The sequence below is a fragment of the Flavobacterium sp. DG1-102-2 genome (assembly GCF_033042555.1).
In the GTDB taxonomy this organism is placed as follows: domain Bacteria; phylum Bacteroidota; class Bacteroidia; order Flavobacteriales; family Flavobacteriaceae; genus Flavobacterium.
In genome coordinates, this window is the sequence record NZ_JAWLIK010000009.1 from 165266 (window position 1) to 187889 (window position 22624).

The following is a 22624-nucleotide window of genomic DNA, read 5'->3' on the forward strand; positions in this document are numbered from 1 at the left end:
ATTTCTTATCACTTGCACATCATTCTCGAACATACACACTTTATAGGGGATACAATTATTTAAACTCGTACATCTTTTTTAAAATGCTCGTCCTATATCTGCTTACAGTAGTAATAATGTTGTGTTGGTAAACGGAAGGTAAATGAAGGCTAAGTGTTGAGCTTGATAAATGAGCTGTTAGTTCGTCCACAAGATTATCTGATTCATTTTTGATTGATGAATACAAGTCTGCATCAATAGCCATTATCATATCATAGAATCTCATTCTAAAATTATGAAGTTCATCAAGGTAATTGTCGTTGATAGCCATCTTCTCCTGTGGTGTTAGCACTCGAGTTAGAAGGACATTTGAATGGCTAATAATGTTATCGAAAAAAGCATAAAAATGTGATAAGTTATGCTCTAATATCAACGTTTTGAACAGCTCTAATCTTTTATTTTCAGCATCTTTAGTTTCGTCTCTCTTAAATGTTTTATAGTATATATAGATAGAAAAGAAAAATGTACAGGTGGCTATTACTATATTGGCAACTTTGTCAGCTCCGTCTAATAAACCAGAATCTTCTCCAGCGGACATGCACTTGTAAAGTACAACTTCGACATCAATAAACATTAATCCAAAGCTGTATTTTCTCGTAGGATTCGATTGATTGCCTCCCTGAGTGGTTTTTCATAAGAATATGAGCCTCTGTTAGTAAAATGAAATTTCCTAAAAAAACGTTCTTCCCCAAGTTCAGTAACAACATTTACAAACAACTCTTCAAAAAAAGAGGGATTTATAGAAAAGAGATTATCTGGTATTATAAATTCAATGGTATCGAAAGACTTACTAAGTTCATCAATTCCCGATTCAACACGGACTTGCTCACCCCTATCCCTACCAGTAAAAATTTTTGATTGAGGAGTTCTAAACAGCTCTAAATCTATAACATTATTCATTTTCGATGTCATCTTTAGAAATTAATATTTTTGCAGTAATAATTGTTCCTGGGAAATAATTTGAAGCCCTTTTTACATATTTTTTATTTGGCTTGTCTTCAATATTACCACTTGAATTAAAAGTCATAACCTTAAATTTTTCGGCGCCAACAATTTTCTCAGATATTTTATATTTACCATCAAAGATAATATTTGTATTCCCGGAAAGGATGGATAATCTCGAAATTTTATCATCCTCACTATCTAAACTCTTTAAATTAAAGAAGCTTTCGATAAATCTAATTGAGCCATTACCCCTTCTATACTTAGTAGTGGAAACTGACGTTATGCCCTCCTGCAATGCATATAATGTCCATAATGTTTCCTCTTCAAACTTTTGAGTAAACCAATTATTTACAGTATACTTTTGAGATAACGTTTTCATTTTTGATAATATTGCAGTGTTGGTACACTCTGGAGATAGGAACTTTTCATATATAGACTCTCCAAAATTCATTATAACTAAATGGAAAATTCCGTAAGCACTGTCTAACTTTTCGTTATCAATTTTTTGAAAGTAGCCGGTTGAAAACCTATAATTTGTAGTAGAATGTTCTTCTGCGTTAATCAAAATTTCACCAATAACAGTACTTAAATCTTCCAAACTATCTCCTGTGAGGGTTTTATTTAAAGTCTTAAGTGATGCAATTACATACTCTACCAATTCTGTAGTATCGATTTCTTTACGTTTTGCATTCTCTATTTTTGCAGAGGCTTTATTATGAGTGCATAGCTTATAGGTAACAATATCACTAAAGTAATGAGTTTTTTTATGGATTATTGCTGGCGAGCCGACTGAAAATAAAATTTTTTGAATGTCAGGGTTTGTTATATTGATTCCAGACATGCCTTTTATAAAGGCTCGAGTTTTCCTATGCCTATTGCGTTTATTTATAAATCTGTGAATATCCTGTAGGATAATATCCATAAAAATTTGCGCTGATAAATCAATAGATTTACAATCGTGGTAATCGATTTCAACCTGCCGATATCTGTCCGACAAAAGAACTGCCGTTAGTTCCTTAATAAATTTATAAGATATTTTCGAGTTTGAGATAAGACAAAAGTTTTTTGGGACTTTTACAGTATACAAATCGCTAAACGAAGAAGTTAAAGCAACGTCTTCAAAAAATTTTGCTTGCTCATGCGTGAGTATATATGTTAAGTTATAAGGCAACCACTTTACTAATTGATTTTCATATGAAAAATCACCCTGCAGCTCTTTTTTCAGGGTCAAGTAGTCATTATTATATTCGTATCGGCGTAGTTTTTTTTTCTTCTTACTCCTTAGATTTCTTCTATGTCTTTTGAGTGATAACTTCAGAGATGTGTACGTGTCTTTCAAATGAATGTTATTATTAATAAATTAATAATGTGTTGTTGATTATTATGATGCTTATCCAAGTAAAGTTATTTAATTTTTTCACATACCAAAATTGAAAAGTCGAAACAAGACTTCCAAGATGGTTTTTATTAAGCCGACATCTTAGCAGCCTTATAAATATTCTACAGTGATATCTTAATTATATTCCTGTTTTGTTCTGTTTGTCTATTATGCTAATGACAATTACTTTATAAAGATATTCTCTAACTTCTCCTGAAATTACATATTTCTTCCACTTTATTAACCGAAGCTTAATCTAATTTTTATAACTAACTGAAATACAGATGGTATATTTCTGATTCATAAGTTACGTCAAAAACTAAAACAGTATTATTATGAGTGAAGACAGCAATAACTTGATTGACACTTTTAAGTCTTATCCACTTACATTTCTGGAGCTACCTGTTGATGTAGTTGAAACAGACCCTAACCAACCACGTAAAATCTTTGAATTGAGGGGTGGAGGTGACCATTCTCATCTTCTAAAGTCAATCAAGCGCTATGGAATAGAAGAGCCTATTAAAGTGAGTGAGCTTACTCCAGAGCGATACATTATTATGGATGGGCATAGAAGGTTTGCTTGTGCGAAAGAATTGGAATTTAAGACAGTTCCATGTCGCATATACCCAAAAATGAACGATGGGGAATTTGAGGCTCGGAGATACGAAATGCAAAATAATCGTAGAAGCTGGCGACCTATCGAAAAAGCAAATGCGATTAATAGAATTAAAACTGAGTATCAAAAAGCAAGTCCAAAAGAAATTGCTGATTTAATCGGCATAACTCAAAAAAACCTATACCATTTCGAAGATTTAAGAAACACAAGAATGGATTATCTGGAATTGATGTCTCAATATAATCTTAAAGAGTATCAACGAATAGGTTTTATCCGAGTGCTGAAAAACCTAAGAAGAATCAAACAGTTTCAGATAGATGACATTGTAAAAATCCTCTTTGAAAAAATAAGCGATAACCTATTGTATAGACAACGTGATTTTTCTCTCCTGTCAGGGGTTTTTATGACAGCTTCCTTACACGAAGATTATATCGAGCAGTTTCTTTCAGAACCTAAAATGTCTGTGCAACATTTAAGTGAGTTGACACGACTGTCAGGTATATCAACCCAAATTCAGAGTTTAATAAAAGAATTAAGTGGGAAAAAGAATGTAGACATGAAATTGACTGAAAAAGAACAAACAGCATTTACAGAACTATATAAGCTTATGGAAACTTTTATGTACTAATGTTAGGTGCTTTTAAACAAGTTGATAAGAAAGCGATTGCTTATTATCGACATTCAGCAGAGGATAAACAAGAAAACTCAGTAGCTATTCAACGGCAGTACACTGAGCGGTTTGCTCGTGACAATAACATAAAAATTATTCATGAAGAAGCGGACGAAGGAAAAAGTGGACTGCTTGCCAGCCGACCCGGATTTGAACGCCTGTTCACAAATTGGATTGAAAATTCAAATGCCATACCTTTTGACTATGTGCTTGTTTATGACGTCTCACGGTGGGGGCGATTTCAAGACCAAGACCAAGCAGCGTACTATACTCACCTATGTACGAAATTTGGAAAGGAAGTGGTGTATGTTTCCAGAGGATTTCCCGACGCCAATAATCCACTTATTTCGAGTTTAGAGACTTCTCTTCAAAGATATATGGCGGCAGAATATAGTCGGCAACTGAGTGAAAAAGTTTTTTATGGATGTATAAAAGTTTCAGAACAAGGCTATTCAGCAGGTGGGACGGCAGCCTATGGGATGGTGCGACAGTTGCTCGATGTAAACAAAAAACCAATCCGTATTTTAAATATGGGAGAACACAAGCAAATTGCAAATGAAAGAGTTTCTTTTACCCCAAGAGGCGATGAAACAACGGAAACCGTAAAAGAAATATTTGATTTGTTTGTAAATGAGCAATACGAGATACATGATATTGTCGGATACTTAAATAAAAAAAATGTGTTGTCAGCCAATAATAAGTTATGGGATAAGTCAAAGGTGGTAAAAATTCTTAATAACGAAACTTATGTAGGTACTCGTATTTATAACAAAACTTGGGGGAGGTTAAAGCAGAAATCGCATAGAAATCCTCGCTCAGAATGGGTAATAGTGCCTAATGCGTTTAAAGCAGTTGTAAATGAGAAAATCTTTAAAGATAGTCAAGAACGATTATACTGGATGTTTCCCAGTAATTATAGAAAAGGGATTAATGCTATTAAACACGCAAGGAAATTAGTTAGGAATGATATATTTCAATGGTTACTGAATATAGGGTTGTTGTATTTTGAAGCTTATGAAGTTTTATCGGAACTACCAATTATTTTCAGTATAAGGCATGAGAACAATGATACCCCGTTGTATTGCTTTTTAATTACGGAAAAAAATAGAAGATTTGACAATGTTTTGGCTGTAAGTGTTGTTCCAGACACGAAGAAAATGATAGATGACTTTTTTTTACTTTCTATAAAAGATTTTACCCTCTCAAACTATCTTATCCTTTCTAAGAATAACCATTTGTATAATGCTTCAAAAATAGAAAGTAGTAGAATTGAAGAAACTACTAAATTACTAATCCACCAGCTTAAAACCTCCTGCAAGAAATACAATAAGAAGTATCCTACGATATGAAATAAAAAAATTCGCCTTGTGAGCGGGAATTAAAGATTTGTTAATCTCAGTATTTGGGCACAACCGTTTTATCCTTTTTTAAGTTTCGATAGATGTATCTTTTCGTATATACATCACCAACTTTTTGTTCTGAGAATATTATCCAGTCAAACAATTTGCCAATTTCTATTTGAGTTCCCGTATTAATATCAGTAATGATGTGGTAATTATCGGCAGCGTGGGTATATTTCCATGTATATAATCTCCAACCACTGTACGCCTGTCTAAAATAATGGAGGTAGCCTATGTCAAAATAGACTTTAGTAAGCGAAGTGTCTTTGCTTACAATTTCATAGGTCTTAGTATATGGGTTATATTTTTCTTCAGTAACATCATTTGTAGTAAAGCCCCCGACATTATAGTTCATTTCGTTTGCTATCTGACTGGTTAGCTCCTTTCTTTTTTGTTCTTCAATCAATACAGTCTGCTTTTCTTGCTGTACATAATGGTTTATAAAGTTACTCATGCTATCAGACAGCCAGTTTATTATCTCTGTAGTCTTACTATTTGTATAATCATAAGTGTTTGCATTTAACACAGCTACACACTTCTCATTGAATGCTGAGATACAATTATTTTTTACTGTCTGGATATAAGATGAATTGTTTACATTGCTCCGTAAGATATTTATTGCATCCTGCACACTCTTAGTGTTTGCATCGTAACGAGCTTGCTTTGTTGCCAAGGCTTGATTAACTAACTTCAGATTGACAGGCTCAACATATTGATAAGTTGACTGTGTTTGTGTTGGTTGCTTAATCTCATAATAGTTCCATGTCTGCGTTAAGCTATCATAGGTTTTGTAGCCTACCATAGTTCCTGAAGAATTATAGTACTCGTATCGGCTCATTAGAGAATTATACTTCTCTGTGGTAGTCTGGGCAATGCTTGACACCCCATAAACACAAAACAATAGTGCAAACAGCTTTTTCATATCTGTAGTTCTTAGTAGTTCTTAGTTGCTGACCCTGTATACTGTCCCTGAATGATGCCTAATGAGGTTGTCAGGTTAAAATTGAAGTTATATGTATCTCCAGTCTTTGTAATTATTATACGTGCATCCTGATTGATTAAGTCGCTTTCATTTGAAACTACATTTCTGGACGTGATTTTACCACCTTCAACAACAATGTTGTCCTGAATAGAATAAGCATCAAAGCCGTAGTTGCCTTTAAAGTTGAAAGTTCCTGTGGGTAGTTGATTCATTGCATCATGCATAACAAGCGTAAAGCTTGCTAAATGTGTTAAGTTATCAGCAACAATGGCTTGAGTGCCATCTGCACTGGTCGATACTTCAGCATTGGTTAGAGTAATGAAAAATACTGTTCCATCCCCTAAAGGCTGTCTATTGATGTTAGCATTTGTCAGTCCATAAGTAGTGCTGTTAATCTTAAAGAGGTTGTTATTAAGCTGCTCAACACTTGAACTATCGTCAGAGCCTGAACAACTTAAAAGTGTCAATGTAAATAAGAATAATACTATTTTTTTCATATTGCGAAATTTATGGTTGTGACAAATATATAAAAAACAGAAGTATAATGCACGCACTTTACATCATTGACTTAAAAGCATGATTAATGGTTCTTTATAGTTATGAAAAATGAAGTGTCTAAAATAGTCGGGCAGAATATAAAAGATATCATTAAAGCCAAGAATCTCAAGGTTCGAATTGTAGCTTCAAATGCCAATATGGATGTTGAAACATTTCGCAAGTATCAAAATGCAGTTATGGAAATGGGCATCGAAAAGGCAGTCAGGATAGCGAAGGCACTGGAGGTCGAAGTAGGGGAGTTATTTAAAGGAGTATGACTTAAGACTTGCTTTATGATACAGAAGAGACTGAGTTAATCTCGGCTTCAATTATAGCTATACACTCTGCTAAGTTCTTTTTAATGAAGCTTCCCCAAAACCTGATTACTCTCCATCCATTTTCTAATAGAAAATGATTTACATCACGGTCTCTTTGCATGTTTCTCTCAATCTTTGGTATCCAGTAGTCACGATTAGATTGTATTTTATCTCGTCTCTCGTGCCAATTATAACCATGAAAAAATTCGCCATCAACAAATATGGCAATTTTATGCTTTCTAAATGTCAGGTCAGGAGTGCCAAACACCTTCTTGTTGTTTTTTCGATACCTGTGACCTCTCGCCCAAAGAGCTTTGGCTAAAAGCTTTTCGTCTTTAGTGTCCTTGCCCTTAATTCGGCTCATGATGAAGCTCCTTTTCTCTTTGCTAAACTTGTCCATCACAATTCTTTTATTATCTAAGATATAAAATATATGTTGGGGATTAATCAAAGATAACACGACATTAACTGCTAATATAATTATGTTAGTCAATGCCTATATCCTATATTTGCAATTGACATCACAAAACCTTTTATGATAAGAACGATTGAGCTATTTGCCGGTGTAGGTGGATTCCGTATTGGTATAGAGAGAGCAAATGAAAAGCTAAATAAAGACTTATTCAATATTGTATGGAGTAACCAATGGGAGCCTTCAACAAAGACTCAACATGCTTCGATGGTATATGAGAATACATGGGGCACTAAGAATCATTGCAATGAAAATATTGAAGAAGTTGAAGTAAAAGATATACCAGACCACGAATTATTAGTAGGCGGATTTCCTTGCCAGGATTATTCCGTAGCCACTACATTGAAAAACTCCAAAGGTCTCTTAGGAAAAAAAGGGGTGCTATGGTGGTCAATACATCGAATACTCAATGAGAAGAAGGTTAAGCCAAAATACCTTTTGCTTGAAAATGTCGACCGCCTTTTAAAGTCTCCGAGCAATCAAAGAGGAAGGGATTTTGCTGTAATGTTAAAATGTTTAGATGATTTAGGATATGCGGTTGAATGGCGAGTTATAAATGCTTCTGAGTATGGATTTCCTCAGAGAAGAAGACGAGTGTTTTTCATTGGCTATCACAAATCAACTGAGCTATATAAAGCCCTACATAAGACTGATTTAGACCAATGGGTAAATTCTGAGGGGATTCTTGCAAATGCCTTTCCGGTTCTACAGACTAATGAAGCTGAGAGATATTTCGACTTGGATGGGGATGTAACAAAAATTAGCGACAAATTTGGTATCGGAGACAAGGTATCTCAATTTATGAATTCGGGTGTTATCTTTAAGGGTAAGATATATACAGCTAAAGTGAAGCCTGCATATGAAGGCTTAAAAACTACCTTAAGGGATGTTTTAGTTAATGAAGCAACAATCCCTTTAGAATACTATATACCTGATGAGGATGTAGACAAATGGTCATATTTAAAAGGAGCAAAAAAGGAAGTAAGGAAAACCAGCAATGGATATGAGTATAATTACGCTGAGGGTTCAATGATATTTCCAGATTTGCTTGATGAGCCTTCACGAACGATTATCACTGGAGAGGGAGGCAAATCCCCTTCAAGATTTAAACATGTTATATCAACTAACAAAGGGCTTAGGAGACTTACTCCAATCGAGCTTGAAAGATTAAATATGTTTCCTGACAATCACACTCTCATAAAAGGAGTATCTGACACAAAGAGAGCATTTTTAATGGGGAATGCATTAGTTGTTGGGATTGTTGAACGAATCGCAAAAGAATTGGCAGAGAGATTGTTTAAGTAATGCTTTTAGCAACCCCTAAATCTACTAAGTATTTTAAGTACAGTACGATATTAATAGGTTGTTCCGCTTTCAAAGATTTTGAGAAATGAAATCGACCTTCATTCTCAGGATGCAGTTGTTCTATTTCAAATCTTCCATCAACACCTTTGTCTCTCATGCCGCCATTGACACCCATAATTTCAGACTTTGTCAAACCTTTGGTGTTCAGCAAATCTAAAAGCCCCGCCCGGTCAACGGATGTTATTTTACAGCTCTTGATTCCCTGCCTGTAGTCATTAGCTGTGTTAAGGTAGATGCCTGTTATTAAAAAATACTTATCCGTGATTTTAGATTCATCTAATAACCAACCCAATTTTTCCTGTCCTTCCTTCAAATAGGAAATTTCAAATGCAAAAGTTGGGAGGCTTTTATTGAGGTAATCAAGCTGCGCCTTCTCATCTACATTATAGGATTTGCCACGAGTAGTTATAATGATGTCGACCCCTTTATGTTGAAGGGTTTTTTCTGTAACTCTTTGCATTTTGCAAGTTGGAAACAGCTCAGGGTATTTAGAGTCGAGATAGCGCCCTAAAAACTCTTCTTTGCTTAAATCCTCGTTAAATTTCGATATCATCTTCTGTTGCGTCTTTTAAAAGCATTTCTTTCATGATGATTTTCCCGATTTTTTTTCTTGGAGCATGTTGATGTTTTTTTACATGAAATGTATCTGGAGCATCTAATCCTATTATGAATAAGGGAACTGTAAGCAGATTATTTAAAGGTGGTAAGTGCTCAAGGAATTTTTCATATGTTCCAATAGCTGGGTCAAAGCCGCCATGTTTTTTGAGAGCTTCAGTTGCTGTAATTATAACGCCCAATTTTGTTTGTATCGCTTTCTCAACGTGATTAAGTTCACTGGCTAATACCGGCTTGATTAAGTTCCAGGCGATTACTGTGCTATGGTTAAAGGCGACTTCTATTGATACATCTTTTTTAGCAAAATCTAATCTCCAAGTCTCTCCCTTATAGTTACTATCCTGAAAAATTTTTGATTCCTGATGCCATTCAGCAGCAGTGAATCTTTCCTTAAAAATGCTATTTAGGGCGACTGATAAGCTTTTAGGTGTCTTTTCTATATCTTTTGCACCATAGCTCTCATGACGAGTTATAAGCTCATCTTCTGTTATACTGTTAACTATTTGTAATATTTCAACGAGCTGTTCTGTAAACTCCGGTTCATTAAAAATAGCTTCGGCATGTCTAAACGAATGGTATCTGAATTTCATTAGTCAATATTTTCTAAAAGGTTAGACATCTTAAGTTCCAGTGCCTTCGCTATCTTATAAAGTATAGCAACAGAAATATTCCTTTCTCCTTTTTCAATGCTTTGCATGTAAGTCCTGTCTATTTCAGCCAACCCTGCAAGCTTTTCCTGTGAAAGTTTTTTTTCCAATCGCATAGACCTGATTTTTGTTCCGATTGCCTTATTAATTTCCATAACAGTAAATATCTTAGAATGCTGCCTATAATACAACGGACAATTGTCAGCCATGCTGGATTATATCCAATAGTTATCTTTTTGAAATAAAAATATTTCTTACTTTAGTGTAAATAAATATTTACAAATGGACTTTATACAACATCCGATACCTTGGACTTCAGAAAAAGACATTAAGGAAGTGAAAGGAAAAATCATGTAAACTGTTTTGTAAGAACAATTCATTATCTCTATCTAAATTTCAATATCTTAGCTAAAATTAACAAGATATTCATATGCCCGATATAATTAAAAATAAGAAACTCACAATTAAAGTCGAGTATTACAAAGAAGGCGATTCTATTGACTACGGAATCTATACTTCAGCAATAATAAATCGTGGTGGTGAAATCAAGCAATATGATAGTGCAAATGGATTTATTGAAAAAGATGGCGAACAGGTTGCTATTTATTTTTTAGCAAATAAAGCTAAGAGAGAATTTTACACAAATCTTATTCAGAATAAATATGGTGAAATTGAAAATATAGTTTTTCTAACAGGAGCAGGTTCATCAGTAAACGTTGGTAATGATAACAAGGGATTAACAATGGCAGGTCTTTGGTCATCACTTAACGATGAACATAAGGATTGCTTAGATAAATTAATTGCTGAAACTGGGCATGATTCATCAATACATGATTTAGAAGCTCTACTTTCTTTAGCCGGCATGAAAAACATAGTCGAAAAAGGAACATTGAATACCGAAATTGATACCGTAAAAAGCTTTATCGCTGACAAATGCAATTTAGAATTACCTACAGCTGCCTCACATAGAGAATTTTTACGAAAAATAACCTTGAGACCTCAAAAATTCCCAAGAGTTAAGCTATTCACATCAAATTACGACACATTATTTGAACAGGCAGCACGTGAAGAAATGCTTACGATTATGGATGGTTTCACCTTTTCAAACCCAAGAGAATTCAATGGAAAATACTATGATTATGACATAATTGAAACGAGGCATAATCGGCAAGATAAGAGAGATAATATAATATCACGATTATTCTATCTTTTTAAAATGCATGGCTCTTTAAATTGGGAACAAAAATCAGGAAGAGTTATACAGTCTGAAGAAAATTCAATCCCTGTACAAAATCGTGTTATGATTTTCCCTCAAGACAGTAAATTTGAACATTCATATGAGCAACCATATTTCGAAATGATGGCTCGCTTTCAACAAGCATTAAGAACTGAAAACACTCTTCTAATAACTATCGGGTTTAGTTTCTATGATAAGCATATATCATCAGTGATATTAGAATCTCTCAAACAAAATCCTTCTTTAAATCTTTTAACTTTTACCTACCCGTCATTACTTAACAATGATAAAGATTCTCAAAAAGAACTTCATCACATAGCATCTCTACAGAGCAGAGTATCTTTAATTGTGGATTCATTTGATGACTTTGTTAGCACCTACCCTGAAAATCATGCACACAAAAGGTTCGACCTTTTGACTGAGCTAAATGAGAACTTAAGGAAACTTAATACAGACGCAGATGCTTAGAGAGTCTAATCCTTTTTCTGACAGTCTATTTGTAGGGTTTGTTACTTCAGTATCACCAACTGTAACACAAGTAAGTTTTCCCTCATCATTGCTACTAAAGAAATTCTACAGTGCTGATAACAGTTTTCACGCTTTAACTGGCGAATATGTTATCATAGAAGGGTCAGGAAATGGATTTTTGGGAAAGATTACTGAAATTGCCCTGCCTGAAAATGAAAGACTGGAATTAACTGAAAATAAATTTGAAAAACAATCTTTCCATCCGAAGGGCAAAATAGAGATATTACTTTGTTTTGATAACTATATACTGAAAGCGAAAAAAGGATTAAATGAATTACCGCCTGTCAGTGCTAAAGTGTTTCTTTGTTCTAATGAATTTTTAAACTTTCTGATGAAAGATTTCGGTAATAAAGAGAAAGTCGAATCAGTATATATTCCCTTAGCAACATTACCTAAAGATGCCTCTCATGTAATTAATATCTCATCTCAATCTCTCTTCGGAAGACATTGTGCCGTTGTTGGAACAACGGGAGGAGGCAAGAGTTGGACAATTGCAAAATTGATTGAAGAAGTACAATCCAATAACGGTAAAGCAATCTTAATAGATGCTACAGGCGAATTTAAACCTCTAAGCAATGGCAATGCAGGTATTAAATATCTTTCATTCAACATCCCAGAAAATCAGGTCTTCATCGATTATAAAAATTTAAAAGAGTCAGATTTAATCGCTATGTTTCGACCGGCAGGACAGACACAGCTACCTAAGTTCCAGGAGGCACTAAGGTCTCTTCGTTTAAGACATATTATTAATAACGACGATTCTGATAGAAAGAATCATAACACGGTAACTGAAGTCTTGACATTTACTGATGCGGGCGGAAATGGTAGCTCAGTATGTTTTGAGAAACAGTTTAGAAGAAGAAATGCATTTTCATTCGTTTATACATTGTATCCTGAAGTAAATAGAGAAACATGCTTTTTCGATATTAAACATCTCTCTCGTCAAATTCAGCTTGAATGTGTCAATGAATTTCCTACAAACCGAGATTCCCCTCGTCCACCAGAAACTTCATTTGGTTCAATCAACGATAGGGATTTAGGCAATTGTCATTCCTTAATTTCACGCATAAGGTCAACATTATCTAATAAGAGTTTTTCTGCTGCGTTTGGCTTTTCACAACAAGAAGGGGCAACAGATTTAATTAGTGAAGTAGAAAAATTTATTAATCCTGACGATGAAACCAATATTCTGATTCTATCTGTTGAACACGTTTCAACAGAAAATAATTTAAGAGAGATTTTAGTAAATGCAATTGGCAGGCTATTACTTGAGGCTTCTCTGCACAAAAAATTTAAAAACCAATCTACAGGGGAGAATAAAAAAAGCCTACTATTATTTTTAGATGAAGCTCACCTATTTCTTAATAAAAAGATTAAGGATGAGTACTCTATAGAAGTTGAATTAAATGCATTTGAAAGAATAGCAAAAGAATGCAGAAAATATGGACTTTTCCTTGTTCTATCGACACAGATGCCAAGAGACATACCAAGAGGTGTATTAAGCCAGATGGGTACATTTATTGTACATCGCTTGATTAATCAGCAAGACCGAGAAGCTATAGAGTTTGCATGCTCAGATGCTAACAAAAGCTCATTGGCTTTTTTACCAATATTAAGTTCAGGCGAAGCTTTGCTAACCGGTGTAGACTTTCCGATGCCAATGATTATAAAAGTGATTGAGCCAAACGTAAAACCAGATTCTGAAACTCCTAAAGTTTTTTGATGTTACTACATATGCACCTACCTTAATATACCATACTTTTGTAGATTTGCTACTACCCTTTAATAGCAGGTCATACCTACTAATATATATAATAACGTTTTTTATATAATTACTGTGGTTAAATATGAGTACCCCCCCTTCAAAAACCTATGGGGCATTAGAGAAAATTTCGACCACCCCCCCCATCTTTTCAAAAGAGGAAAGATTGTTAGTTCAACATAAGATTAAGCAGGAAATTGAAAATGAAATTAATTTTCACGAACCAACCGTACAGAAATCGTACAAATATAAAAACAATAAATCCCTAAAAATCTGAATGACAGCTTCATAGGGATTAATAAATCTTTATATTGCAGAGAGGAAGGGATTCGAACCCTCGATGCCCTTTTGGAGCATACACACTTTCCAGGCGTGCGCCTTCGACCACTCGGCCACCTCTCTAAGTTATTTCGCGGGCAAAAATAGGTTTTATATATGGATATAAAAAAATTATTACGACAATTCGCCCCGCTGCGATGTCTCAAAAAGTGTCTTAAAATCAGTGTTTGATATGTCCTGCCCAAGCAGGTACATCATCTTGGTTATGGCAGCTTCGGTAGTGATATCAGCACCCGATATAACTCCTATTTCCTTGAGCATTGTACTGGTTTCATAATGGCCCATATTTACACTTCCACCACTGCATTGCGTCACGTTTACCACGTGGAGTCCGTTTGCAATTGCCGTTTTGAGGATGCTGATGAACCAGTCTTCAGACGGTGCGTTGCCGCTTCCGTAGGTTTCAAGCACCATACCCTTTAATCCAGGTATGGCAACTATAGCTGCAAGAACTGCTTCGCTTATGCCAGGAAACATCTTGACGATAACCACGTTAGGATCCATCTCCTTACTCACTGTGAAATCATTATCCGGACTCTCAGCCAGGAGCTGTTCGCTGCTTACTTTCAGATGCACGCCAGATTCTGCCAATGCAGGATAGTTAGGCGATGTAAAGGCATTAAAATGCTCTGCACTGATCTTGGTGGTACGGTTACCGCGGTACAGCTTGTATTCAAAATACAAACATACCTCCTGTATTACAGGCTGGTGTTTGTGGCGAAGTGATGCTATTTGTATTGCTGTAATAAGGTTTTCTTTAGCGTCGGTACGCAAATCGCCTATAGGTAGCTGCGAACCTGTAAAGACTACCGGCTTTTTAAGGTTTTGCAGCATAAAGCTAAGTGCCGATGCCGAATACGACATGGTATCTGACCCGTGGAGGATAACAAAACCGTCAAAAAAATCGTAGTTGTTTTCTATAATAGACGCTATCTTGGCCCATTTTGATACATCCATGTTAGATGAATCTATAGGCTTGTCAAAAGATACCGTTTGTATGTTACAGTCAAGCTGTTTAAGTTCAGGTATGCGCTGCAGCAGTTTTTTAAAATCAAATACCTTAAGGGCGCCCGTCTCAAAATTCTTTACCATACCAATGGTGCCTCCGGTATACACCAGCAAGATGGTAGGTTTAGACAGCATTCTCGTATTTCATTTTGTTAACCACAGGATTAGCATACATTGCCAGGAAGCCTTCTCTTACTATCTTATTCTCAATATCAATCCTCATTTCCAGTCTTCTTTCAAAAAGCATCTTTTCCTTTTCGGTATACTGAGCTGCAAAACGGTCTGTGTTGTTAAGCAGGTCGTAAGCAATATAATTGGTAGGCCACAGCTTATAAATATTAATAATGGCATCATCTAATACCTGTGCCAGCGCCTGTATCTGTTTATTCTGGTTGTCAAACTCGTCTTTTATCTTATCCAGTTCTACTTCCAGTACATCGCCTACAGAGATATGTATGCGTTTCTTCTGGCCCATGATACCGCTTATAAGGGTATTAAAGTCTTCGTTCTTTTCTTTGATGTACACCTCGTCGTTAGCCTCTGCCATCAGTCGCGGCATCTTAAGCATATCAGTAGGATCATACTCATACGAAAGCGAAACAGGTACTATCTTTATCTTCTTAAAATAGTCCATCAGGTTATCTTCGTCAGATGCCATTGCAAGCATCTTAAGCACACCCTGCTGGGTAGTATCGTTACCGTCTTTAGTACGGCCTTCGCGCTGTGCAATCCATACAGACCGGTTTTCGCGAAGCAATAACTGCCCTATGTATTCTGACATAAGTTTAGAGCTTTGCAGCAACTCTCTTGGCGAAAGGCTGCGCTGCACTAAAAAGTTACGGTTAAGGCGTGATAGTGTATGAAGGAACGCTTTTTGAACCAGATTGTCACCGATAGCCGAAGCAGTCATGATGAGCCCGTGGTCGTAAAGCGAGACGTTAATAAGCGAAGTATCTAATATTATATCCCTGTGATTGGAGATATAAAGGTATGGTGTATGTTTATCCAGCTTTTCAAAACCCGAAGTAGTAAGCCCGTCAGAACTTTTTTGCAATACCTGCTGGATTGCATTATAGATGAAATTAATCTGAAAATCTCTCTTAGAATGTGTTTTCTTTAACTGGTTAGCCCATACCTCTTCTTCCACATCCGGGAATGTAAAACTCATGAGCGCCTTCATCATAGGGTGTTCTACTACACTACACAGCGCCTCGTTAACCTCACTATCATAAAAAGGCCTTATATGATCAAATTTCGACATGTACTTCTTAATGGTTAAAACAATTCACAAATGAACAAAAAAATAATGAATTTAACGGATATTCTTTGTTAAATACCGTAAACATCTTTACTGTTTTGGGTAGTAATCTGAGCAATCTCCTCAATGCTCTTTCCATAAATTTCTGCCAGCTTTTGGGCAACCAGCACCGTATAGCTGCTTTCGTTCCTTTTGCCCCTGTGCGGCACAGGAGACAGATAGGGAGAATCTGTCTCTAACACAATGTGCTTCAATTCGATATCTGCCAGGAACTGGTCTATCTTTCCGTTTTTAAACGTAGCAACCCCGCCTATTCCTAATTTCATATTATAGGAAATGGCTTTTTGCGCCTGTTCAAAATCGCCGGTAAAGCAGTGGAAGATCCCAAAGAGATCATTGCCCTTTTCGCTCTCTAACACCTCAAAGGTTTCATCAAAGGCATCACGGCAATGAATGTTTATGGGCAGCTTATACTTTTTGGCCAATTGGATCTGGTGCTTAAAGGCATGCTGCTGTTCAGCAAGACGCGTTTTATCCCAATACAGGTCTACGCCTATTTCGCCTACGGCATAAAACTTACGCGAAGCCAGCTCCCTTTTAACATGCGCCAGTTCTTCCATGTAATTTTCTTTTACATAGGTAGGATGCAGCCCCATCATAAGAAAAACATTATCGGGGTACTGTTTCTCTGTGGCATACATCTGCTCTGTATACGAAGAGTCTATAGACGGAACAAAAAGCCTTGTTACGCCGGCATCAAAAGCGCGCTGCAGCATGGCATCGCGGTCCTGGGCAAATTCTTCGCTGTATAAGTGGGTGTGGGTATCGGTAAAGGTCATTATCGCAATTTTGGGCTGTAAAATTACAAAGTTGGCATGGCTTTTAACTTAATTATATTATAAAATGAAGTATTTTTGAAATAAAGCAAACCCTGAAAATGGAAAACCTGTACGATACCTTACAAAAAAAAGGCTACACCCGCATAAAATTCAAACTTTCTAAAACCCAGCATTTACTTATAAAAGGAAAGATAAACGGTATAGAAGGTCAATTTATACTCGATACAGGAGCATCTAACAGTTGTGTAGGCTTTGAGGGCATAACCCATTTTGAGCTGTCTGCTTCCGACTCTGATACCAAGGCGGCAGGTGCCGGGGGCATAGGGATGCTTACGCAGACTTCGGTTAACAACAAGCTTAAACTTGGGCGCTGGGGAAGTAAAAATTTCGGGCTTGTAATCTTTGATATGTCGCACGTTAACGAAGCGCTGAGGCAGTATAAGGCAAAACCCGTGCATGGCATTATTGGCGCCGATATACTAATGAAAGGCAAAGCGATTATAGATTATTATAATCATTGCGTATATCTCAAATAAAGAATAGCGGTAAGATAATTCCGTGTTAATTTTTTCATACTTTAGTGGTTACCAACCAATAATTAACTATATGAAAAAATTATTACTCACGGCGCTGGTAGGATCGCTGCCAATTATAGCATTAGCACAAACAGCACCATTCTCGGTTAGTACTAATCAATATACAGCGCAGCAGCTGGTAAATGATGTGCTTTTAAATACATCATGCTATCCTGCCACAAACATCACATCTAAAACAGGAACTGACTATGCCTCTGTAAACGGCATAGCTTCATTCCAAAAAAACGATGCTGTGTTTCCTTTTGCAAGTGGTATAATGCTTTCTAACGGCGATGCGCTCAACGCACCAGGCCCCATTACAGGTAACGGCGTGAGCAGCGGCTCTAACGAATGGCTTGGAGATGCAGATCTTACGAATACCGTTGGCGGGTATTCCTCAGGTACCTACACGTCAAGAAACGCGTCTTCGCTGGAATTTGACTTTGTGCCTTTAAAACAGGAGATCTCTCTTAATTATCTTTTTGCCTCTAACGAGTATGGCCAGTATCAATGTACTTTTTCAGATGCCGTGGTCATTTTACTAAAAGACCTAACTTCCGGCAGCGGGTATATGAACATTGCTACTATACCCGGCACTGTAACACCTATAGCAACCGCCACGACAAGCAGCAACATTTACAATGCTAACTGCCCATCTTTAAATCCGCAATTCTTCGGTACTTATTATTTTAACGACCCTGCCACAGCACCAGTAAACTATAGGGGAATATCTGCTACACTTACTGCACAGGCCGCTGTAGTGCCGGGACACACATATCACATTAAAATTGTTATTGCCGATAAAAATGATCCTTTATTTGATTCTGCTGTATTTTTTGAAGCGGGAAGTTTTGACATAGGGGGCTTTAGTGATTTTGAACTTACTGCGATGGGCGATTCTATTTGTTCTGCCGAAGGAGTAAGCCTTGGTACAAATTTAGGCGAAGGCTATACCCACGAATGGTCTTTTAATCAAGTGGCTGTTGACGGAGAAACGCAAAACAGCCTTATACCAATGCTATCTGGAGAATATTCAGTGACGGTTACACAGGCATTAACAGGATGTACCGTGACAAAATCAATCATAGTTGAAGCCGGAGAAGGCCTGCCATTAGATATAGCGATTAGCGACCTTAAGGTTACTGACGAAAACAATGATGGTTATGCAGCTTTTGACCTATCTGTTGTAACCGAAGAAATCTCTAACCAGACAGGCCAGCCTTCTATTTATGCCATTACTTATTATGAAACCCTTGCCGATGCACAGGCGGCTGCAAATCCAATTGCATTTGAAGTGTATACTAATGTAAATGCCAATGAGCAGGTGTTGTATGCACGCGTAGATAAAACTGACAGCGGATGTTCTGACATATTCAGCTTCAACCTTGTCGTTACTCCTGCGCCGGAAGCGCCTGCCGCCCCAACGGGAGAAACCGACCAGACTTTTGAAGCAGGCGACACCCTAGCCGATGTTGAAGTAGAGGGCGAGAACATTCAGTGGTATGATAATGATGGTACGGTTCCGGCTCCGCCTACAGGATTGAGTGATCCGCTGCCGTTAACTACAGTTCTTCAAGACGGAACAACCTACTATGCGTCGCAAACTGTTGATGGTATTGAGAGTACAACGCGCCTTGCAGTAACTGTTCATGTGTTGCTGGGATTAAACGACAACATATTGAATAACCTTGTATATTATCCTAACCCGGTTAAAGACATTATCAACTTTAGCAATACAACAGATATAGATACTATAACCTTTACCAATATGGTAGGGCAATTGATGCTAAGTAAATCAATAGGTACTACTACGACACAAGTAAACATCTCAGAATTAGCCGACGGTATCTACTTTGCGAAAATTACTGCGCAGGGAAAAACAAAAACCGTAAAAATTATAAAAGAGTAGTATAAGCGTTATAGAATGGCTTTATGAGCTTACTAAAACTCTCATGCTCTATATAAAAGTAAGAAGCTGCGTTGTAATTTAATGCAGCTTTTTATATGCTTAATTGCTTTGGTATTTGAATCTCAATAAATTTGATTGATACGTATGTTTGGATTGTTTAGAAGAAAAAAAATTGAATCCTGGGAGATTGAACTTTTAGGGAAAATTTTTGGGAAAAATCCTGAAAAATTTGACGTGAAATTTCATCAGCAAATAGTTAGCGGACTTTTTACAGGTGTACATATTGGATTAAGTGATATCCCTAACTATATTGGATTTAAATATGACCCTAAATTATATGAGAGGTTTTACAGGGCAAAGGGTAGAAATTATAAATTCTCAAATATTTTAATTAGAGACCTTTTCACAAACGAGTATTTACCTGTGTCTATATATGTAAGCTCTGGCGTGATTAATGGTTATTCGATTGATAAGAATATATCAAAACATAAGTTAGACAGTAGTGATATAAACGTCAGACTAATGCACAAAATTTTTATTGGAGAAGATAATTCGAATGTTTTGTCTCTTTTAACGGCCGATGAGCGTGATCTTATTATTGAATCTGATATTTATCCTACCCTATTAGATAATCGGGCTTATTATCATTTAAAAGAGCTTGAAGATGGAGATTTTATAGGTATTGATGAGCAAAACAATTTATATAAAATAACTCATGATCCTTTTGAAATAAATATGATAGATAGAAATCTGTTAATAGATCTTTTAGAAGGCAAATTGGATTTGTATTAATTTGTATAAAATAAAAAGATTATAAAATATCATTCTAAAGATTACAATTAATTATTTTTTAAATACAAGTATAAATGGGTTTAAACAGGCAATCTTTTTGAGTAATTATGGCAGATATGATTATTTAGACATACATTGAGTGTAGAGGAAGATAATTTTTATCTCAGTAAAATAGTTGGAGTTGATTATCTTAATTTAGAAATACTTGTCTTGTAATTTTTATTCCATTTTGAGAACAGGCAAGATGCCTCCGCCAATCGAAGGCCTTTTTTTACAACAACATAGTAATTTGTAAGATTAACTCAGTTGCACGTAGGGTAAAATCATGATAAATTGTTTTAGTAGTACGCGGATAAAACGGTATGAGTGTCTGTAAACATTTATGCATCAAAAAAAAATTCGTAAAAAACTTAAACTAAACCTTTTATCATGAAAAAAACTTTATCCCTTCGTTGCTTAGGGCGGCTTTTCCTTATTAAAAACTTCACATGGTCAGATGACGCTACACGAACAAAAGATATCGGTATAGTAATACAGCTTTAATAGAGCATACGCAACCTTTTGCACGATAATGTATCTTTTAAAAAACCATCTACATCAATACCATGAAAAAACTACTATTCTTACTCTTTACGGGGCTAATGGCTTATGCCCAGCCAAATATCGGCCAACCGGATAATCTAAGTGTCTGCGAAGAAAATTTCGACGGCTTTGGGTATTTTGACCTTACGCTCAATAATGAAAATCTTCTTCAGGACTTAAACCCGGCAGAATATACTGTTACCTATCATGAAATGCAATCAGCAGCCCAAACTGGTACAAACCCTCTTAATACTCCACAGCAATATCATTCTGTAAGCGCTGTTGTATTTGCAAGAGTTACAGAAATTGCAGATTTCTCAAACTATACCCTTACCTCATTTTCTCTTACTGTATTGCCAAGGCCGATAGTACCAACAATTCCCACCCAATACTACACTGACAATGACGGCATGATTGACGGAAATGTTGTGATAGACCTTACAGCTTTAAACGATATTGCACTTGATGGCGACACTACCGGAGAAATTGAAATATCGTATTACACAAGCCAGAGTAATGCAGAGAGCGGAACAAATCCTGTTGTAAATGCTAATAACTTCCTGGCAACTACACAGACCCTTTATGTTAAGTTTGAGATCATTATTACGGGCTGCACATCTACCGCACCGTTTGATATTGTTGTTTACACCTCTGTTCCCGCCCCTACAGGAGATAGTATTCAGAATTACACGCCTGGGCAAACGCTTGCTGACCTAGATGTAGAAGGCCAAAACATATTGTGGTATCCTACAAATGGCACAGGTAACGATTCAGGAGAAACAGAAACACCGCTGCCTGCCACAACAGTTTTAATTAATGCAGTGACGTATTATGCCTCTCAAACCATACAGGGAGAGGAAAGCAGCGAACGCCTTGCAGTTACTGCCTATGATGTTTTGCTAAACCTGGATGATGCTGAATTTGCTGGGATTATCTTTTATCCTAACCCTGTAACGGATAAGCTTAATATAAAAAGCACGAGTTTAATCTCTTCATATACTGTAGCAAATTCACTCGGACAAAAAATAAGCGAACAGAAGGTCAATGGGATAGATACCGCAATAGATTTTTCAAACCTCGGCAGTGGTACTTACTTTTTAAAGATCAATTTAGAGAGTAATAACAAAACAATGAAAATAGTTAAGAAATAACGTAATAAATCCAAGTAAAGCCCGTTTGAAAAGACGGGCTTTTTTTGTTTACACGAAATCCCTAAAAATCATCATCAATAGTATTACATTACCCGCATGAAAAAGTTATTCAAACTGCTTTTCACAAGACAGACCTGTACTGCGGGGTTTAACATAAGCCAGCCTCATAATCTTACTGCTGCAGACCCTGACAAAGACGGTATTGCCTTGTTTGACCTCACACTTAACAACGACGTTGTTCTTGAAGGATTAGATATTACAGAGTATACAGTATCTTACTTTCTAACCGAAAAGATGGCACATGCCAATAAAAACGCTTATGCAGCACCATGGAAGTACACTAACAGCATTCCAAAAAAAGAGATTGTTTTTGTGAGGGTAAGTTTAGGAGTAAACCTCGAAGAGTATACTATCGCGTCTTTTCGTTAACTGCGATAGCAGATTTCTCCAGAATAAATACCTATGATATGGTATTCTAAATCTGTTACAACCTAAAAAAGCCTGTTCAGTACATTGAACAGGCTTTTTTTATGCATTCATTTCCCTAAACCCATAGTATTGATTGGATAAACGGACTCTTGATAAAAACAAAAAACCCTATCCTGTTTGGATAGGGTTTTCAAAAGAAAGGCGACGACATACTCTCCCACAAATTGCAGTA

The 22624-nt window shown here is 36.3% G+C and carries 23 protein-coding genes and 1 tRNA gene; 11 read left to right on the top strand and 13 right to left on the bottom strand.

What is annotated here, in order from left to right; genetic code table 11:
- Positions 1–55: 55 nt before the first annotated feature.
- Genes R1T16_RS13775 through R1T16_RS13785 form a run of 3 tightly spaced genes read right to left on the bottom strand, consistent with a single transcriptional unit; the run spans position 56 to position 2215 of the window.
- A complete protein-coding gene (locus R1T16_RS13775; RefSeq protein ID WP_317501695.1) occupies positions 56–577 on the bottom strand; it encodes a hypothetical protein in 522 nt (173 codons plus the stop codon).
- Between the two features lie 35 nt (positions 578–612).
- On the bottom strand, positions 613–939 hold the full coding sequence (locus tag R1T16_RS13780) for an STAS-like domain-containing protein (protein ID WP_317501696.1): 327 nt from the start codon (positions 937–939) through the stop codon (positions 613–615).
- Positions 932–2215: a hypothetical protein gene (locus R1T16_RS13785; RefSeq protein ID WP_317501697.1), complete on the bottom strand. Its 1284-nt coding sequence runs from the start codon at positions 2213–2215 to the stop codon at positions 932–934. Before R1T16_RS13785 ends, R1T16_RS13780 begins: the two co-directional genes overlap by 8 nt.
- A 482-nt stretch (positions 2216–2697) precedes the next feature.
- On the opposite strand from R1T16_RS13785, the gene R1T16_RS13790 reads away from it, so the two are divergent.
- A complete protein-coding gene (locus R1T16_RS13790; protein WP_317501698.1) occupies positions 2698–3606 on the top strand; it encodes a ParB/RepB/Spo0J family partition protein in 909 nt (302 codons plus the stop codon).
- Positions 3606–4997, top strand: coding sequence for a recombinase family protein (locus R1T16_RS13795; RefSeq protein WP_317501699.1), 1392 nt, complete (start codon positions 3606–3608; stop codon positions 4995–4997). Before R1T16_RS13790 ends, R1T16_RS13795 begins: the two co-directional genes overlap by 1 nt.
- A gap of 46 nt (positions 4998–5043) precedes the next feature.
- On the opposite strand, the gene R1T16_RS13800 is transcribed toward R1T16_RS13795, so the two are convergent.
- A complete protein-coding gene (locus tag R1T16_RS13800) occupies positions 5044–5970 on the bottom strand; it encodes a hypothetical protein (RefSeq protein WP_317501700.1) in 927 nt (308 codons plus the stop codon).
- An 11-nt stretch (positions 5971–5981) separates the two neighbouring features.
- Positions 5982–6527, bottom strand: a complete 546-nt coding sequence (locus R1T16_RS13805) for a hypothetical protein (protein ID WP_317501701.1) — start codon at positions 6525–6527, stop codon at positions 5982–5984.
- Positions 6528–6629: 102 nt separating this feature from the next.
- Between R1T16_RS13805 and R1T16_RS13810 the strand changes: the two genes are divergently transcribed.
- Complete coding sequence (locus R1T16_RS13810; RefSeq protein ID WP_317501702.1) at positions 6630–6845, top strand: helix-turn-helix transcriptional regulator; 216 nt, start codon at positions 6630–6632, stop codon at positions 6843–6845.
- A gap of 13 nt (positions 6846–6858) precedes the next feature.
- On the opposite strand, the gene R1T16_RS13815 is transcribed toward R1T16_RS13810, so the two are convergent.
- The gene (locus tag R1T16_RS13815; RefSeq protein WP_317501703.1) at positions 6859–7284 is read right to left on the bottom strand and encodes a very short patch repair endonuclease; all 426 of its coding nucleotides are present in this window, start codon (positions 7282–7284) and stop codon (positions 6859–6861) included.
- 135 nt (positions 7285–7419) lie between these two features.
- Between R1T16_RS13815 and dcm the strand changes: the two genes are divergently transcribed.
- Positions 7420–8661, top strand: coding sequence for a DNA (cytosine-5-)-methyltransferase (gene dcm, locus R1T16_RS13820; RefSeq protein ID WP_317501704.1), 1242 nt, complete (start codon positions 7420–7422; stop codon positions 8659–8661).
- On the opposite strand, the gene R1T16_RS13825 is transcribed toward dcm, so the two are convergent.
- Genes R1T16_RS13825 through R1T16_RS13835 form a run of 3 tightly spaced genes read right to left on the bottom strand, consistent with a single transcriptional unit; the run spans position 8654 to position 10192 of the window.
- Entirely contained in the window at positions 8654–9274 is a 621-nt protein-coding gene (locus tag R1T16_RS13825; RefSeq protein ID WP_317501705.1) for a hypothetical protein, read from the bottom strand. The genes dcm and R1T16_RS13825 overlap by 8 nt on opposite strands.
- Positions 9258–9926: a BglII/BstYI family type II restriction endonuclease gene (locus R1T16_RS13830; RefSeq protein ID WP_317501706.1), complete on the bottom strand. Its 669-nt coding sequence runs from the start codon at positions 9924–9926 to the stop codon at positions 9258–9260. Before R1T16_RS13830 ends, R1T16_RS13825 begins: the two co-directional genes overlap by 17 nt.
- Positions 9926–10192 (bottom strand): helix-turn-helix transcriptional regulator, encoded by a 267-nt coding sequence (locus R1T16_RS13835; protein WP_317501707.1) that lies wholly within the window; start codon positions 10190–10192, stop codon positions 9926–9928. The genes R1T16_RS13830 and R1T16_RS13835 overlap by 1 nt, the downstream gene beginning before the upstream one ends.
- 221 nt (positions 10193–10413) lie before the next feature.
- Here R1T16_RS13835 and R1T16_RS13840 point away from each other — a divergent pair, with 221 nt between their 5' ends.
- Both R1T16_RS13840 and R1T16_RS13845 read left to right on the top strand, forming a co-directional pair.
- Entirely contained in the window at positions 10414–11688 is a 1275-nt protein-coding gene (locus R1T16_RS13840; protein ID WP_317501708.1) for an SIR2 family protein, read from the top strand.
- Positions 11681–13471 carry an ATP-binding protein gene (locus R1T16_RS13845; RefSeq protein WP_317501709.1) on the top strand — a complete coding sequence of 597 codons (1791 nt, stop codon included), beginning with the start codon at positions 11681–11683 and terminating at the stop codon, positions 13469–13471. Before R1T16_RS13840 ends, R1T16_RS13845 begins: the two co-directional genes overlap by 8 nt.
- Before the next feature lie 353 nt (positions 13472–13824).
- Here R1T16_RS13845 and R1T16_RS13850 read toward each other — a convergent pair.
- The 4 genes from R1T16_RS13850 to R1T16_RS13865 all read right to left on the bottom strand — a co-directional run bounded on the left by R1T16_RS13850 (position 13825) and on the right by R1T16_RS13865 (position 16954).
- Positions 13825–13912, bottom strand: a tRNA-Ser gene (locus R1T16_RS13850).
- Positions 13913–13963: 51 nt separating this feature from the next.
- Positions 13964–14992 carry a type I asparaginase gene (locus R1T16_RS13855; protein WP_317501710.1) on the bottom strand — a complete coding sequence of 343 codons (1029 nt, stop codon included), beginning with the start codon at positions 14990–14992 and terminating at the stop codon, positions 13964–13966.
- Complete coding sequence (locus R1T16_RS13860) at positions 14982–16118, bottom strand: 1-acyl-sn-glycerol-3-phosphate acyltransferase (RefSeq protein ID WP_317501711.1); 1137 nt, start codon at positions 16116–16118, stop codon at positions 14982–14984. Before R1T16_RS13860 ends, R1T16_RS13855 begins: the two co-directional genes overlap by 11 nt.
- 68 nt (positions 16119–16186) lie before the next feature.
- Positions 16187–16954, bottom strand: coding sequence for a TatD family hydrolase (locus R1T16_RS13865; RefSeq protein ID WP_317501712.1), 768 nt, complete (start codon positions 16952–16954; stop codon positions 16187–16189).
- 98 nt (positions 16955–17052) lie between these two features.
- Between R1T16_RS13865 and R1T16_RS13870 the strand changes: the two genes are divergently transcribed.
- From R1T16_RS13870 to R1T16_RS13890, 5 genes are all read left to right on the top strand, one after another.
- The gene (locus R1T16_RS13870; RefSeq protein ID WP_317501713.1) at positions 17053–17490 is read left to right on the top strand and encodes a retropepsin-like aspartic protease; all 438 of its coding nucleotides are present in this window, start codon (positions 17053–17055) and stop codon (positions 17488–17490) included.
- Between the two features lie 70 nt (positions 17491–17560).
- On the top strand, positions 17561–19438 hold the full coding sequence (locus tag R1T16_RS13875) for a choice-of-anchor L domain-containing protein (protein ID WP_317501714.1): 1878 nt from the start codon (positions 17561–17563) through the stop codon (positions 19436–19438).
- A 144-nt stretch (positions 19439–19582) separates the two neighbouring features.
- Entirely contained in the window at positions 19583–20230 is a 648-nt protein-coding gene (locus R1T16_RS13880; protein ID WP_317501715.1) for a hypothetical protein, read from the top strand.
- Between the two features lie 605 nt (positions 20231–20835).
- Complete coding sequence (locus R1T16_RS13885; RefSeq protein WP_317501716.1) at positions 20836–21963, top strand: T9SS type A sorting domain-containing protein; 1128 nt, start codon at positions 20836–20838, stop codon at positions 21961–21963.
- 96 nt (positions 21964–22059) lie between these two features.
- Entirely contained in the window at positions 22060–22392 is a 333-nt protein-coding gene (locus R1T16_RS13890; protein WP_317501717.1) for a hypothetical protein, read from the top strand.
- Positions 22393–22624 lie beyond the last annotated feature (232 nt).